We start from the raw sequence: 14,170 nt of genomic DNA, 5'->3' as shown, positions 1-14,170 counted from the left end.
TCCGTCGCGGAAGGGGGATTGAACCTGTGAAGGGTGATCGCGTGGAGATAGTGGTGGACGCCGGGGACACGACGCGTACGTACGAGGTGGTGGCGAGCAGGGCGGGTCGCAGAGTGGAGACCGCGGTGCGCCGGGGGGTGGTGGAAGTGAGCGAAGTCACCCGAAGCGGATCAGTGGTGCGCACCGCCCGCTTCATGGCGACCCGGGTGCTGGCGCTGGTCGAGCAGCCGGTGCCGAGGGAGGACAGCTCGGAACAGTCCGGGCACACCGGACGCCCCCTCCGGGAAGACCCTGAGACCTAGGTCCTCATCTCCACCCAGGGGAGTACACCGCAGGTCATCGCTCATCCTCCGGGAGGCCCGGCAATCGGTACGAGGGCATGACGACCGATCGCCCCCGCACCCATAGATTTGAGGTCAAGCGGCGGGTGCAGCACTCGTCCCCCGAGGTCAGACACCCGCCGCTGCCCAACCACATAGATGCTCGGTCAGGAGAGGGACCATGGCCCACACGGCACCGCGGACGGCGATCCGCACAGGACGCAAGGCGTACAGCGCCGCGTTCCGCCCGCGTCGTCAGGGTCAGCGCCACCCCTTGGTGGCGACAGCGATGGTCCTTCCCCTGGCGGCCCTGCTCGTAGTCGTCTTCGGCGGCTGGGACGCGGTGGTCACACAAGCGTCGTCCGTGGGCGTGATGCTGGGGCGCTGAGCGGCGCCCCAGGCCCGGAAGAGCGGTCCGGGCGGGGACATCCGGCCATGAAACCCCGTGGGGACGGGGGTGCGGCGGACGGCACAAATGCCCGCGCAGCTGGGGAGCTGCGCGGGCATTGTCTTGCCCTGACGCGGGAGCCAGGTTCCCTGACCGCGGGCGGGTGGGGGCTGACCGCGCGGTTGCCCGCGCCCCTGGAGAGGCGCCGCGCGCATCCCTCAGCCTGTCCGGCGTTTACGGGCGAGGCGGGAGACCGTTGCCCCACCCACCCCTGCCCGCATCCTCAGCCCGTCCGGCGTGTGAGGACGAGGCCGTTCAGGCCGACCGGGGCCGTGGGGCGCAGCCCCACGGCCCCGGGGCGCGGGGAACTGCGCGACCGGCCCCCACCCACCCGCACCCGACGAACCCACCCGGGGATCCGGGCTCGGAGTCCCGGGAACGGGAAGGGGACTGGAAGGGGGCCGTGGGAGCGGAGAACGTACGCTCGCGAGGTACCGACCGCACACCCCAGGGGGCCCCGTGACCGCAGACGTGCTTCCCGCCCTGACCGCCGGGGCACGCACCGCGGCCCACCCCGCCGGCACCCCCTGCACCCACCACGACTCCGTCCTCGCCGACCGCCGCGACGGCACCGTCGTCCGCCACGGCGACACCGTGGCCAAGGCCCACGCACCCGGCACGGACCCCGCCGAACTTGCTCGCCGTCTCGAACTCGCCGCACACCCCGCCCTCACCGGCATCCTCCTCGCCCCGCTGCGCCCGAAGCCCGTCGACCTCCACGGCCGCCTGGTCACCTTCTGGCCGTACGGCACCCCGGTCGACCCGCAGACCCCCGAGGCCGCTCCCTGGGAGGCCGCCGCGACCCTGCTGGCCCGCCTCCACCGGACCCCCGCGCCGGACGGCCTGCCGCCCATGCGTGGCCCCGCCAAGGCGGCCCGGGCGATCGCCCGGCTGCGGACGACGGGCCCGCACCCGGCCGCCGCCCCGGTGCTGCGCGCCTGGGCGGCCCTGCCCGCCTGGGCCCGCGCCGAGGCTCCCATGCCGCCCGCGGGGACCCTCTGCCACGGAGACCTCCATCTCGGCCAGCTCGTGCGCCACCCCGCGCCGACCGGCCCCTGGCTCCTCATCGATGTGGACGACCTCGGCGTGGGCGTCCCGACCTGGGACCTGGCCCGCCCGGCCGCCTGGTACGCCTGCGGCCTGCTCCCGCCCGACGAGTGGACCCGCTTCCTGACCGCCTACCAACGTGCCGGCGGCCCGGCGGTACCCGCCGACGGCGACCCCTGGCCCGCCCTGGACGTGGCGGCCCGCGCCCTCACCGTGCAGACCGCGGCCCTGGCGATCGCCAAGTCCGTGGGGGAGGAACGCCCCTTGGACGAGGTGCAGCAGGCCGTGATCGACGCCTGTGACCGAATGGGAGCCGTCCCGCCCGAGTTGGCGCAGGGCCCGACCGCGTAGGGTGCAACCGTTCGAGGCCGGACAGTGTCTGTCCTGGTGGAAGCGGTACCGAACGGCGAGGAGTTGAGCCGAGCATGCAGTGTCCGAAGTGCCATGCGCCGATGCACACGTACAACCGCAATGGCGTCCAGATCGAGCAGTGCAGCGGCTGCCGCGGGATATTTCTCGACTACGGCGAGCTGGAGGCGCTGAGCCGCGTGGAATCCCAGTGGTCGCAGCCCGCGCCGCCGCCGCCCGCCCCGCAGGCCTACCCCTCGGCGCCCGCGCCCGCGTGGGGCGCCCCGCAGCACGGCGGACACGGAGGCCATGGCGGCGGTCACTACGGCGGTCACCACCGCCACAAGAGCTTCGGCCACATGCTCTTCTCCTCCTGAGCACGACCGGAGGAACGACCTGACACGACGAAGCCCCCGACCGTGCGAGACGGCCGGGGGCTTCGGCTGGTGCGCGATACTGGGATTGAACCAGTGACCTCTTCCGTGTCAGGGAAGCGCTCTCCCGCTGAGCTAATCGCGCAGGTGACCCTGCAGAGGGTGCGGGTGGTGCGTACTGCGTGCGCGATACTGGGATTGAACCAGTGACCTCTTCCGTGTCAGGGAAGCGCTCTCCCGCTGAGCTAATCGCGCGGGGATCCGGATGGATCGGGTCCTTGCAGACCAGTGGACGATACTGGGATTGAACCAGTGACCTCTTCCGTGTCAGGGAAGCGCTCTCCCGCTGAGCTAATCGTCCTTGGAGGTGGAGACGGGATTTGAACCCGTGTAGACGGCTTTGCAGGCCGTTGCCTCGCCTCTCGGCCACTCCACCAGGAGTGTGGGGGTTCGGGATGATCCCCCTCTTCCTGCGAGCGGACGACCAGGTTCGAACTGGCGACCTCAACCTTGGCAAGGTTGCGCTCTACCAACTGAGCTACGTCCGCGTGTCGTTTCCGTTCGGCTTGCGCGTCCCGGCGACGTGTTGAACTCTAGCGGATTCCCGGGCCAGCACAAAAACGCGTTTGCGCAGCGTGCTGCGGTCTGTCCGGCAAAGGACACGGTCAGGGCACCCACAGGTCACCCGACCTAGACTCGACTGCGTGCTCGACCTCCCTCCTCTCGCCCGTTTCGGTGGCCTCGTCGCGACCGGTCTCCTCGACGTCACCAGCGATCCCGCGGCCCTGGACTCGGCCGGTTTCTGGGCCGTGGCAGCCGACTTCGAGGGCAGCCTGGTCTGCGCCCGCTTCGCCGACGTACGCACCGAACCCGTGCCCGCCCCCGTCCCCGGGCAGTGGCAGGGACCCACCTCCGGTGACTGGACGTCCTCCCTCGACCACGCCGCGTACACCGCCGGCGTACGCCGGATCCGCGCCCACATAGCCGCCGGCGAGGTCTACCAGGCCAACCTCTGCCGCGTCCTGTCCGCACCCCTCGCCCCCGACGCCGACATCGACGCCCTCACCGCGCTGCTGGCCCGCGGCAACCCCGCTCCCTACGCGGGAACGATCCGCCTGCCCCGCCACGGCGTCGAGATCGCCACCGCATCCCCCGAACTCTTCCTGCGCCGCACCGGCCCCGTCATCGAATCCGGCCCCATCAAGGGCACCGGACGCACCGAGGCCGACCTCCTCGACAAGGACCACGCCGAGAACGTCATGATCGTGGACCTCGTGCGCAACGACCTGGGCCGCGTCTGCGCCACCGGCACCGTCACCGTCCCCGACCTGTGCGTCGTCGAAAAGCACCCCGGGCTGGTCCACCTCGTCTCCACCGTGCGGGGCCACCTGCGCGCCGACACCGGCTGGCCCGAACTGCTGGCCGCCGCGTTCCCGCCCGGCTCCGTCACCGGGGCCCCCAAAACCAGCGCCCTGACCATCATCGAGGCTCTGGAGACCGCACCCCGCGGCCCCTACTGCGGCGGCATCGGCTGGGTCGACGCCGACCGCGCCACGGCACAGCTCGCCGTCGGCATCCGCACCTTTTGGCACGACCGCGCCGAAGGCGTCCTGCGTTTCGGCACCGGCGCCGGCATCACCTGGGGCTCCGACCCCGAAAGGGAATGGCAGGAGACCGAGCTGAAGGCCGCCAGGCTGCTCGCGGTAGCGTCGGGACAGTACGGAGACGCGTACGAAAGTGGAAGGACTCTCTGACGTGAAGATCTGGCTCGACGGCGGTCTGCAGGACATGGAGTCCGCCCGCGTCTCCGTCTTCGATCACGGACTGACCGTGGGCGACGGCATCTTCGAGACCGTGAAGGCGGTGGAGGGGCGGCCGTTCGCGCTGACCCGCCACCTCGACCGGCTGGCACGCTCGGCGCGCGGCCTGGGGCTGCCCGCACCCGACCTCGACGAGGTGCGCCGTGCCTGCGTCGCCGTGCTGGACGCCAACCCGATGCCGCTCGGCCGACTGCGGATCACGTACACCGGCGGCTACGGCCCGCTCGGCTCCGACCGCGGCGAACACGGCCCGACCCTGCTCGTCGCCCTCGGCGAGTCCACCCGCCGTCCCGACTCCACCGCCGTGATCACGGTGCCCTGGACCCGTAACGAGCGCGGCGCCCTCACCGGCCTCAAGACCACCTCGTACGCGGAGAACGTCGTGGCCCTGGCCCGTGCGCGCGAACAGGGCGCGAGCGAGGCGCTGTTCGCCAACACCATCGGGCAGCTGTGCGAGGGCACGGGGTCGAACGTCTTCGTCGTCCTCGACGGCGAGATCCACACCCCGCCCGTCGCCTCCGGCTGTCTCGCCGGCATCACGCGCGCGCTCGCCGTCGAGTGGACCGGCGCCAGGGAGACCGATCTTCCACTGGATGTCCTGGAGCGTGCGGACGAGGTCTTCCTGACGTCCACGCTGCGGGACGTGCAGGGTGTGCACCGGGTCGACGGACGCCAACTCCCGGGCGCGCCGGGCCCGGTGACCGCCAAGGCCATGCGCGTCTTCGAGGAGCGGGCCGGAAACGACCTCGACCCGTAGAGGTCGCGCGTGGCACGTCGGCCCGCAAGAAGGATGACGGCAAAACAGGATGACGACGGGGCACGGGACGGGTAGAACACCCCTGATGACCACCACCCTGCGGCCGACCGAGCCGCTTCAGCGCGGAGCCGACGGGGCGCTGTCCCGCCGCTACAAGGTGTGCGTGAACAGTCGTCCCGTGGGCGGGATCCGCCTCTCCACGCATCCGGAGTACGGCCCCACCGTGGCCCGAGTCGGAGAACTGTACGTCGAGGAACCCGACCGGGGGCGCGGCCGGGGCACGGTGGCCGCGCTCGCGGCCGAGGAGGTGGCCCGCGGCTGGGGCTGCAAGCGCGTCGAGACGTCGGTGCCCGGGGACGCGGACGGTGTGCTCCGGCTCGCCACGACGCTCGGGTACGTGCTGAGCAACCGCGTCATGACGAAGCCCCTGGACGGCCCGGGCCCCGAACTGCCGGCCGGCAGTGTCGCCCGGCCCATGACCGAGGCCGAGTACGTGCCCTGGCTGGCGAAGGAGCGCGAGGAGTTCGCCGGCTCGCAGATCGAGCGCGGCGTGCCCGAGGCCGAGGCGTACCGCAAGACGGACCAGGGGCTCGCCCGGTTCCTGCCGGACGGACTGGCCAGCGAGAACACGGTGCTCAGCGTCCTGGAACACGAGGGGACCCCGGTCGGCACGCTGTGGCTGGGCCTGTGGCCCGACGCGGCTTTCGTGCTCGGGGTCGAGACCGACCCGGAGCACCGGGGCCGCGGCCACGGGCGCACCCTGATGCTGCTGGCCGAGGCCCGGGCGGTGGCCGGCGGGAGGGACCGCATCGGCCTCAACGTGTTCGCGGGGAACACCCCGGCGGAGAAGCTGTACGCGTCACTCGGCTATACGACGAGCGAGTACTACCTCTACAAGAACCTGCTCTGAACCACTACGAGAACCCGCTCCGAACCACTTCGCGAGAACGAGGGCTACGCGTCCTCGGCCAGCAGGCGGTCGGCGATCTCCTCGATGCGCTCGCGCAGGCCCTCCTGGCTCTTGCCGCCGTCGAGCCGCTCGCCGCCGATGAAGTACGTCGGGGTGCCGGTCACGCCGATGGCCTTGCCCTCGGCCTGGTCGGCGTCGACGATCAGGATGTGCCGGCCGTCGATCAGGGCGGTGTCGAACTCCTCGGCGTCCAGACCGAGTTCGCGGGCCACCTCGATCAGGAAGGGCTCGCCCTTGCGGTCCAGTTCCTCGACACGGTCGAGGACCGCCTCGACATACGGCCAGGACCGGCCCTGCTCCGCGGCCTCCTCGGCGGCCTGCGCGGCGGCGAAGGCGTGCTTGTGCTTCTCCAGCGGGAAGTGCCGCAGCCGCAGCTCCAGACGGTCGCCGTAGCGGGCGCGCAGCGCGCGCAGGTCGGCGAGGGCGCTGCGGCAGTCGGGGCACTGGAGTTCGCACCAGACGTCCAGGACGGCGGTGGCGCGGGCTGCGGAGGAGTCGTTCATGGCACCCAGTCTCCCAGCCCTGCCGACGGTGCCCCAACCGGGACCTGGGGAGGACCCCGACCCGGAGATGTCCCTGAGGTCCGCCCGGAGCATGGCATATCGGGCGTGGGGCGGTGCAGGATGGAAGGGACGAACCGACCCGCTCTGCCGAGCCCTGCCCTGGAGGACCGGATGATTGCCGAGACTGTCTGTTCCGCCGTCTCCGCGGCCGGCCTCGGCATCGCCGCGGTCACGGCCTACCGCAAGCGGTTCCTCTCCGCCGCCCGCATCGCCGCCTACTCGCTGGTGCCGGTCGGCCTGGTGATGACCGGAGTCGTCGGCTGGCTGGCCGACACCGCCTTCAGCCCCACCGCATGGGCGGGCTTCGGTGTGCTGGGCGTGGCCTGGCTGCTGTTCATGACCACGCGGGCCGTGGAGCGGCGTGGCGGCGGGACCCGGAAGGAACGCAAGGCGGCCGCCCGGGCCGCTCGGCGGGAGGCGGTTGCCCCCGCGTCCTCGGCGCCCTCGCTGAGCCAGGGCTCCCGTCCGGCCGCCCGGCCCGCGACGACACCCCGGGCCACGGGTTCCGAGGACGACTTCAGCGACATCGAGGCGATCTTGAAGAAGCGCGGCATATGACGGACTGAAACGACACAGAGGATCATGGGAGAGCGCGGAAACGATCACGTTCGTGCCTGCTCATCGCGGATATTGGCGAACTCCCGGTCATTCCGGGCGTGTTGATCGCTGAGCGGGTCGTGGCTGCGTCATCATCGCCGCGAGATGCTGGACACAACACAGAGCGACACCGCCGCCCCTCCCGAGGAGCCGCGGGGTTGTCTCTACGCGCTTTCCCAGCCACCGCTGATGATCTTCCTTGCGGTGATCGGCTGTCTGCTGCTCATGGCTTCGCTGCACGACCTGCTGCTGCTCTGAGCCGTACGCGGAGCCCCTGGCGTCACCCGCCGAGGGCTCCGTCAGCCCGCCGCGCGTCCAGCGTCCGTCAGCCCGCCGCTTCCTTGCGGCGCGCCCGGTACGCCGCCACATGGAGCCGGTTTCCACAGGTCCGGCTGTCGCAGTAGCGGCGCGAGCGGTTGCGGGAGAGATCCACGAAGGCGTGCCGGCAGTCCGGGGCCTCGCAGCGCCGCAGCCGGTCCTGCTCTCCGGCGACCACGAAGAACGCCAGCGCCATCCCACAGTCGGCCGCGAGGTGGTCGGCGACGGAGGCGCCCGGCGCGAAGTAGTGCACGTGCCAGTCGTAGCCGTCGTGGTCGGTGAGCCGGGGAGTGGTGCCCGCGACGGCGACCAACTCGTTGATGAGGCCCGCGGCGGTACGGGGGTCGTCGGCGGCGAAGACTCCGGCGAACCGGCCGCGGACCTCGCGTACGGCCGCGAGGTCCTGCTCCGACAGCACGCCGACATCACTGATCCCGTGCTTTCGTACGAATTCGTCGAGGGACGCGACGTCCGCGAGCCCGTCCGGCGTGTCGTTCTCCGCCGCGGTGTTCACCAGGTCCACCACGGCGTCGAGGGAGCGCCGGGTGTCGTGGGTGATCAGCACGTTTCGCTCCATGGCCTGGGGGTCGGGCGGGCGCCCTCCGATGCTGGCCGATGGTAGTGGCTTCCTGGCGTGGGGGAGCGGGGGCGGTCGATCTGCACGCGGTCCGCCACGACTGCGGGCCGGTCACGGGCCGGTGGCGGGTCGGTCGCGGGTCGGTTCCACGGGCCACGAACGGCACCCTGAACGCCTGCGGAACAGCCTCAGCCCCGTCCGGGCCGACGTTGAGCCTGGTGGGTCGCGTGAGTCCGCCGGGCGTACCCCTCCCTGCCTGTCGGCCCGACTCGACCCGGCGCCTGCCCCGTGCCCGCCCCGTGCCCCGGGCGGCGCCCTCAACGGCTCTCATCGGCTCTCGTCGACGTCCTTGCCCCGGGCAGGGCAGGAAGGGCCGCCCGGGCCACGCGCGGCGGCGCTGGGGCCGTCGAGGCCTGCCGTCGACCACGCGCACCGGCGCCGCCCCCGCGGGAGTCCGCGGCGACGGCGCCTGTGTTCGTGCCCTTGCGGTTGTGCCCATTGCAGATGTTTAGGCCCGAGCCGTCTCCCCGAGTGGACGGCGCCGGGCGGCTCTATGGGGGTCTCGTCAGCTCTCGGCCAGGATGTGTGAGAGCTCCGTGTCGAGATCGAAATGCCGGTGTTCCGTGCCGGGGGGCACGGCGGCGTCGGTTCGCTTCAGGAACGATTCCAGGGCCCGCGCCGGGGCTTCCAGCAGGGCCTCGCCCTCCGGGGAGCTCAGGGCGATGCATACGACGCCCTGGCCATGGCTCCGGGACGGCCAGACTCGGACGTCGCCGGTACCGGTGGGCCGATGCAGGCCCTCGGCGAGGAGGTCGCGGGCGAACACCCACTCGACGGTTTCCTCGGCTCCGGTGTGGAAGGTGGCGTGCACGGCGTAGGGATCGGCCGTGTCATACCGCAGTCCTGCGGGTACAGGCAGTGAGGACTCGCTCGACACAACGAGGCGCAGGTGCAGCTCGCAGCTGACCGTGGTGTTCATAAGCGCCAGGGCCTTTCGCTCAGTGTGCGCTCGGGGATTCGCACGTCGGCGAAATCGACATGCCACCTACGGTGCCGTTGTAAACCCCTCTGAGTGTTTTGCGTGTCTTTACGTAACTCTTCCGGCCGAGAGCACGTTCGCCGGATAGGGCCATTCCGGTGACCGGTTTCTCTCCGGTAGGGTTTGGCCGTATGAATACGGGGAGTGACGAGCCGGGCGAGGTCGCCACGGCCGATGGTGAGACGAAGATCGAAGGGCGGCTCGGATCGCGGGCGCCGGAATTCATCAAGGCCCGCCGTGCGCTGCATCTGAGCTGGCAGGTGGGTGTTTTCGTCGTGGGGCTCGCGGTGGTCGGCGCGGGCGTGATCATGCTTCCGCTGCCGGGCCCCGGCTGGCTGGTGATCTTCGGTGGCCTGGCGATCTGGGCGACCGAGTTCGTCTGGGCCCAGCTGGTGCTCCGCTGGACGAAGCGCAAAGTCACGGAGGCGACACAGCGGGCGCTCGACCCGAAGGTGCGGCGCCGCAACATCATCCTCACCAGTGTCGGTGTCGTCATCGTCGCGGCCCTCGGTGGCGTCTACCTCTGGAAGTTCGGCGTCCAGATGCCGTGGAACATCCAGGAGTGACCGACGGGCGAAGGTCCCTCCTGGAGGCTCCTTCGCTGGTCGGAGCACCCTCTGACATGGGGTAATGTTCTCCCTGCGCCCGGGCGATTAGCTCAGCGGGAGAGCGCTTCGTTCACACCGAAGAGGTCACTGGTTCGATCCCAGTATCGCCCACCAGCACGACAGGCGACCCGGTTCCACGCACCACGTGGGCAGGGTCGCCTTCGTCATTTCCGCACCACCCCGCGGCGGCCGGAGGGCGCGCCCACGGCACCGACGGACCGCACTCCGTGCCCGCACCGCAACCGGCAGCGGTCCCGGTGCGGGCGTCAGGATCGCAGCCGGAGTCACGGCCGCGGCCGCCATCGGAATCGGCGCCGGCACCCCGCTCGGGCCCAGTCCCGCCCCCACCCCCGAACACCCTCCGCACACGGACTCCGGGCGAGCGGCAAACCTCTCCCAAGCCGCTGACCTGGATAGATGTCCGTTCCCTCAGTGCTGCTCGGTCCGAACTCCGCCCGTCACCGACGGTGTCCCGCCCTGCGGTGCAGCCATGTTGACCACGCGGCTCCGCTCACCCCTCCGACGCCGGGCGTCGGCCGGACCGCCGCGCACCTTCCGCGCCGCTCGCGCGCACCGCCGCCGGGACGCGACGCGGCGCGGCGCCGGGCGTGTGGCAGGCACTGCCCCGCGAAATCTTGAACTCCGCATCGCTACTCAGCGTCGCGGGCCCCACACCGTCCCGCCCACCGGGGCGAACGCCGGACCAGCGCGAGCGAGTCGCCGTAGGGACGCGCACCAACCGTCCCGTATCGCGGACGCGCCCCCACGTCCTCGCGCCCCCGCGCCGACCAGGGCGGACACCGGACCGACCCGTCCAGCCCCCGAGCCCCCGAAGCCCACCCCCCTGTGCACCTCTCCACCCCCCACCATCCCCACCCGCACGTACGCCAGTTCGACCACCACCCCCTCGCGGAAACCCGCCCCCCAACCCCCTCACTCTCGGTCCACCCACCCCTCCTCCGCCCCCGCCGCGCCCCCGCATCCCCACCCGCACGGCAGGTGTTTTCGGCCTGGCCCCACGCTCGCCCGACCTGTCGCTTTCCGTTCGACACTCCGACCGCGCGCCCCGGACCTGCACATTCAGGCACCTCGACGGGGCGGCGCCCCCAGCACCCCTCGCCACGCGGCCGAACCGCGTCACACCAATTCCTGTCCGAATCATTGACGCGCTCGGAAGCCCTCCGTACCTTGTGCCAGCAAGCGCTTACTTGAAACGATTCATGCAGGCGGCAACGACGTCGCGGGGAGGCCCGACTGTGGGTAACAACGGGAGTGTTGAGAGGCGTACGGTCCTCAAGGCGGCCGGAGCTTCACTGGCCACGCTGGGGCTGGCCGCGACGACGGGCTGTGGCGGGGACGGCGGCAGCTCCGGGGACGGGACGGTCACGATCCGGTACGCCTGGTGGGGTGCCGACGAGCGGGCGAAGAGGATCAACCAGTCCATCGCGCTCTTCGAGAAGAAGTACCCGAAGATCAAAGTGAAGACCGACTTCCAGGATTACGTGGCCTTTTGGGAGAAGTTCCAGACCCAGGCCGCCGGCGGAAATCCCCCGGACGTATTCCAGAACGCCGTCGGATTCCTGCGGAAGTACGACAAGAGAGGTGTCCTGCTCGACCTCAAGCCTCAGATAGAAGCGGGAAATCTGAGCCTCGACAACTTCCGCGCCGGAGTCGAGAAGGTCGGTCAGGTCGACGGAAAGCAGCTCGGTATTCCGGTCGGATCCAACACCATGTCACTTGTCATCGACGAGAAGGTGTTTGAGAAGGCGGGCGTCAAGCCGAAGCAGGGCTGGACCTGGGACGAGTACTTCGCCGCCCTCAAGAAGATCCACGACACCCAGAAGCTGCCCGGCGACACCGGCTACTTCAGCATCATGTATCTGTACGACCTCTACCTTCGGCAGAACGGCAAGGCGTTCTTCACCAAGGACGGACTCGGCTTCGACGAGGCCGACCTGACGGAGTGGTGGACGGACGGCTACAACCGCGTCAAGGCGGGCATCGTCACCGACCCCAAGCGGGTCGAGCAGGACAAGCCCAAGTCCTCGCTCTCGGCGGCCCACGGCGCCTCCGAGTTCACCTGGGACAACTTCACGGTCCGCTACACCGCCGAGGGCACCAGCACCTACGGTCTCGCGCCGATCCCGACCACCGACGGCAAGCAGACCGGTCAGTACCTCGCCTCCCTGATGCTGAGCGCCTCCGCACGCACCAAGCACCCCAAGGAGGTCGCCCAGTTCATCAACTTCATGGTCCACGACCCCGAGGTCGGCAAGATCATGGGCTACGACCGGGGCATCCTCGCCACCACCGAGCAGTTCGACGCCTACAAGCCGGCCGACGCGCCCAACCAGGCGATCGCGAAGTACGAGACGGATGTCGCCGCGGCCGGAGTGCTCGGCACCATCACCCCGCACCCGGCGGGCGCCGACACCTGCGAGTCCGCCTTCCTGCGCATCGGCGGTGACATGTCGCAGGGCACGACCAAGGTCGCCGACGCGGTCAAGCAGTTCTTCTCCGAGGCGAAGACCGCCCTCGCCTCCTGATGGGAACCGTCGTGACGCTCGTCAAGGACTCTCCGCCCGACGCCCCGGAGATACGCCCCGAGGCCCCCGCCGCCAAAAAGCGGCGGGGGCGCCGGGAAAACCTCGCCGGCTATCTCTTCATGTCCCCGTGGATCGCGGGCTTCCTGCTGCTGACCGCGGGCCCGATGGCCGCCTCCCTCTACTTCGCGTTCACCGACTACAACCTCTTCAATTCGCCGAAGTGGATCGGCTTCGACAACTTCACCACGATGTTCCACGATCCGCGGTGGCAGAAGTCGGTCGAGGTGACGGCGAAGTACGTCGTCATCGGCACCCCGCTCAAGCTGCTGCTCGCGCTCGGAGTGGCCCTGCTGCTCGCGCAGAGCCGACGGGGGCAGGCCTTCTACCGGGCCGCCTTCTACGCCCCTTCGCTCATCGGGGCGAGCGTCTCCGTCGGATTCGTGTGGCGCGCGCTCTTCTCCGACGACGCCATCGTGGACCGCACGCAGTCGTTCCTCGGCTTCCACACGGGAGGGTGGGTCGGCGACCCGAACTGGGTGCTCTACAGCCTGGTCGCGCTCACCGTCTGGCAGTTCGGCGCCCCCATGGTGATCTTCCTCGCCGGACTCAAGCAGGTGCCGAAGGAGCTGTACGAGGCCGCCGAGGTGGACGGCGCGGGACCGTTCCGGCGGTTCTGGAGCATCACCCTGCCGATGATCTCGCCGGTGCTCTTCTTCAACGTGCTCCTGGAGACCATCCACTCCTTCCAGATCTTCGGCTCGGCGTACGTGGTCTCCAACGCCACCTGCGGACCGGCGGACGCCACGCTCGTCTACACCTGCTACCTGTACCAGAAGGGCTTCAGGGAGTCCCAGATGGGCTTCGCGTCCGCCATGGCCTGGATGCTGCTGCTCGCCGTGGCGTTGGTGACGGCCGTCCTCTTCTGGTCCCAGAAGCGGTGGGTGCACTACGAGGAGGACGCCCGATGAGCACCACCCTGCGCAAGCCCCTCGAAGTCGACAGCCGCAAACATACCGGCTCGCTGGTCTGGCACATCGGCGCGCTGCTGATCCTCGCGGTCGTCCTCTATCCCGTCATCTGGGTCATCGGCGCCTCGTTCAAGCCCAGCCGGGACATCATCGGCAGCCTGAACCTGTTCCCGACCAGCCCCGTCCTCGGCAACTTCAAGGGGCTGGCCGACGGCATCGCGGACATCTCGATCGCGACCTTCTTCCAGAACTCCCTGTTCTACGCGCTCGGCTCCGTCGTCGGCATCCTCATCTCCTGCTCGCTGACGGCCTACGCCTTCGCCAAGATCCGGTTCGCCGGGCGGAACCTGCTGTTCTCGCTCATGATCGGCACGCTCCTGCTGCCGTATCACGTGCTGCTGATCCCGCAGTACGTGATGTTCCAGAAGATGGAACTGGTCAACACCTACGTTCCGCTGCTCATCGGCAAGTACCTGGCCACCGAGGCGTTCTTCGTCTTCCTCATGGTCCAGTTCATGCGGAACCTGCCGCGCGAACTGGACGAGGCGGCCCGGCTCGACGGCTGTGGCCATCTGCGGATCTACTGGTCGATCGTGCTGCCGCTGTGCCGCCCCGCCCTCATCACGAGCGCGATCTTCACCTTCATCAACGCCTGGAACGACTTCATGGGCCCGCTGATCTACCTCAACGAGCCCAGCAAGTACACGGTCTCGCTCGGCATGATGATGTTCCGCGACCAGGAAGGCGTCGCCAACTACGGCGGCATGATCGCGATGTCACTGGTCGCCCTGCTGCCCGTGCTCCTCTTCTTCCTCGCCTTCCAGCGCTACCTGATCGACGGTATGGCGACCTCCGGACTGAAGGGCTGAG

16 protein-coding genes and 6 tRNA genes are annotated in these 14,170 nt (G+C 70.0%); 14 read left to right on the top strand and 8 right to left on the bottom strand.

Going from position 1 to position 14,170, the window contains the following annotated elements; genetic code table 11:
• Positions 1-26: 26 nt before the first annotated feature.
• From AAFF41_RS11390 to AAFF41_RS11375, 4 genes are all read left to right on the top strand, one after another.
• Positions 27-302 carry a hypothetical protein gene (locus AAFF41_RS11390; RefSeq protein ID WP_060902353.1) on the top strand — a complete coding sequence of 92 codons (276 nt, stop codon included), beginning with the start codon at positions 27-29 and terminating at the stop codon, positions 300-302.
• Between the two features lie 199 nt (positions 303-501).
• Positions 502-708: a hypothetical protein gene (locus AAFF41_RS11385; protein ID WP_054230606.1), complete on the top strand. Its 207-nt coding sequence runs from the start codon at positions 502-504 to the stop codon at positions 706-708.
• A 519-nt stretch (positions 709-1,227) separates the two neighbouring features.
• Positions 1,228-2,166 (top strand): aminoglycoside phosphotransferase family protein, encoded by a 939-nt coding sequence (locus tag AAFF41_RS11380; protein WP_319745044.1) that lies wholly within the window; start codon positions 1,228-1,230, stop codon positions 2,164-2,166.
• Between the two features lie 74 nt (positions 2,167-2,240).
• On the top strand, positions 2,241-2,540 hold the full coding sequence (locus AAFF41_RS11375; RefSeq protein ID WP_054230604.1) for a TFIIB-type zinc ribbon-containing protein: 300 nt from the start codon (positions 2,241-2,243) through the stop codon (positions 2,538-2,540).
• 67 nt (positions 2,541-2,607) lie between these two features.
• Here the strand turns inward: AAFF41_RS11375 and AAFF41_RS11370 are convergent.
• From AAFF41_RS11370 to AAFF41_RS11350, 5 genes are all read right to left on the bottom strand, one after another.
• A tRNA-Val gene (locus AAFF41_RS11370) sits at positions 2,608-2,682 on the bottom strand.
• A 38-nt stretch (positions 2,683-2,720) separates the two neighbouring features.
• A tRNA-Val gene (locus AAFF41_RS11365) sits at positions 2,721-2,792 on the bottom strand.
• Between the two features lie 34 nt (positions 2,793-2,826).
• A tRNA-Val gene (locus AAFF41_RS11360) sits at positions 2,827-2,898 on the bottom strand.
• Position 2,899: 1 nt separating this feature from the next.
• Positions 2,900-2,973: transfer RNA gene (locus AAFF41_RS11355), tRNA-Cys, on the bottom strand.
• Positions 2,974-3,012: 39 nt separating this feature from the next.
• A tRNA-Gly gene (locus AAFF41_RS11350) sits at positions 3,013-3,085 on the bottom strand.
• 156 nt (positions 3,086-3,241) lie between these two features.
• Here AAFF41_RS11350 and AAFF41_RS11345 point away from each other — a divergent pair.
• The 3 genes from AAFF41_RS11345 to AAFF41_RS11335 all read left to right on the top strand — a co-directional run bounded on the left by AAFF41_RS11345 (position 3,242) and on the right by AAFF41_RS11335 (position 6,024).
• Positions 3,242-4,291, top strand: a complete 1,050-nt coding sequence (locus tag AAFF41_RS11345; RefSeq protein ID WP_266645231.1) for a chorismate-binding protein — start codon at positions 3,242-3,244, stop codon at positions 4,289-4,291.
• Between the two features lies 1 nt (position 4,292).
• The gene (locus tag AAFF41_RS11340) at positions 4,293-5,114 is read left to right on the top strand and encodes an aminotransferase class IV (RefSeq protein WP_060902356.1); all 822 of its coding nucleotides are present in this window, start codon (positions 4,293-4,295) and stop codon (positions 5,112-5,114) included.
• A gap of 85 nt (positions 5,115-5,199) precedes the next feature.
• Positions 5,200-6,024, top strand: coding sequence for a GNAT family N-acetyltransferase (locus AAFF41_RS11335; protein WP_343323916.1), 825 nt, complete (start codon positions 5,200-5,202; stop codon positions 6,022-6,024).
• 44 nt (positions 6,025-6,068) lie between these two features.
• Here AAFF41_RS11335 and AAFF41_RS11330 read toward each other — a convergent pair whose 3' ends face one another.
• A complete protein-coding gene (locus AAFF41_RS11330) occupies positions 6,069-6,587 on the bottom strand; it encodes a DsbA family protein (protein ID WP_343323915.1) in 519 nt (172 codons plus the stop codon).
• Between the two features lie 171 nt (positions 6,588-6,758).
• On the opposite strand from AAFF41_RS11330, the gene AAFF41_RS11325 reads away from it, so the two are divergent.
• Positions 6,759-7,205, top strand: coding sequence for a hypothetical protein (locus AAFF41_RS11325; protein ID WP_319745052.1), 447 nt, complete (start codon positions 6,759-6,761; stop codon positions 7,203-7,205).
• Between the two features lie 144 nt (positions 7,206-7,349).
• Positions 7,350-7,502 (top strand): hypothetical protein, encoded by a 153-nt coding sequence (locus AAFF41_RS11320; RefSeq protein ID WP_168490065.1) that lies wholly within the window; start codon positions 7,350-7,352, stop codon positions 7,500-7,502.
• Between the two features lie 67 nt (positions 7,503-7,569).
• Here the strand turns inward: AAFF41_RS11320 and AAFF41_RS11315 are convergent, their stop codons facing one another.
• Together AAFF41_RS11315 and AAFF41_RS11310 are read right to left on the bottom strand one after the other, a co-directional pair.
• The gene (locus AAFF41_RS11315) at positions 7,570-8,127 is read right to left on the bottom strand and encodes a CGNR zinc finger domain-containing protein (protein WP_054230598.1); all 558 of its coding nucleotides are present in this window, start codon (positions 8,125-8,127) and stop codon (positions 7,570-7,572) included.
• A gap of 577 nt (positions 8,128-8,704) precedes the next feature.
• Positions 8,705-9,118 (bottom strand): SsgA family sporulation/cell division regulator, encoded by a 414-nt coding sequence (locus tag AAFF41_RS11310; protein WP_003959770.1) that lies wholly within the window; start codon positions 9,116-9,118, stop codon positions 8,705-8,707.
• Positions 9,119-9,309: 191 nt separating this feature from the next.
• Between AAFF41_RS11310 and AAFF41_RS11305 the strand changes: the two genes are divergently transcribed.
• The 5 genes from AAFF41_RS11305 to AAFF41_RS11285 all read left to right on the top strand — a co-directional run bounded on the left by AAFF41_RS11305 (position 9,310) and on the right by AAFF41_RS11285 (position 14,169).
• Positions 9,310-9,744, top strand: coding sequence for a TIGR02611 family protein (locus tag AAFF41_RS11305; RefSeq protein ID WP_343323914.1), 435 nt, complete (start codon positions 9,310-9,312; stop codon positions 9,742-9,744).
• A gap of 81 nt (positions 9,745-9,825) precedes the next feature.
• Positions 9,826-9,900 (top strand) — tRNA-Val (locus AAFF41_RS11300).
• Positions 9,901-11,042: 1,142 nt separating this feature from the next.
• Positions 11,043-12,332, top strand: coding sequence for an ABC transporter substrate-binding protein (locus tag AAFF41_RS11295; protein ID WP_319745056.1), 1,290 nt, complete (start codon positions 11,043-11,045; stop codon positions 12,330-12,332).
• An 11-nt stretch (positions 12,333-12,343) separates the two neighbouring features.
• Complete coding sequence (locus AAFF41_RS11290; RefSeq protein ID WP_319745058.1) at positions 12,344-13,300, top strand: carbohydrate ABC transporter permease; 957 nt, start codon at positions 12,344-12,346, stop codon at positions 13,298-13,300.
• Positions 13,297-14,169, top strand: coding sequence for a carbohydrate ABC transporter permease (locus AAFF41_RS11285; protein WP_319745060.1), 873 nt, complete (start codon positions 13,297-13,299; stop codon positions 14,167-14,169). The genes AAFF41_RS11290 and AAFF41_RS11285 overlap by 4 nt, the downstream gene beginning before the upstream one ends.
• Position 14,170: the final 1 nt, after the last annotated feature.

The organism is Streptomyces mirabilis, from assembly GCF_039503195.1.
Taxonomy (GTDB): Bacteria; Actinomycetota; Actinomycetes; order Streptomycetales; family Streptomycetaceae; genus Streptomyces; species Streptomyces mirabilis_D.
This window is presented reverse-complemented; position numbering and strand designations above follow the sequence as displayed.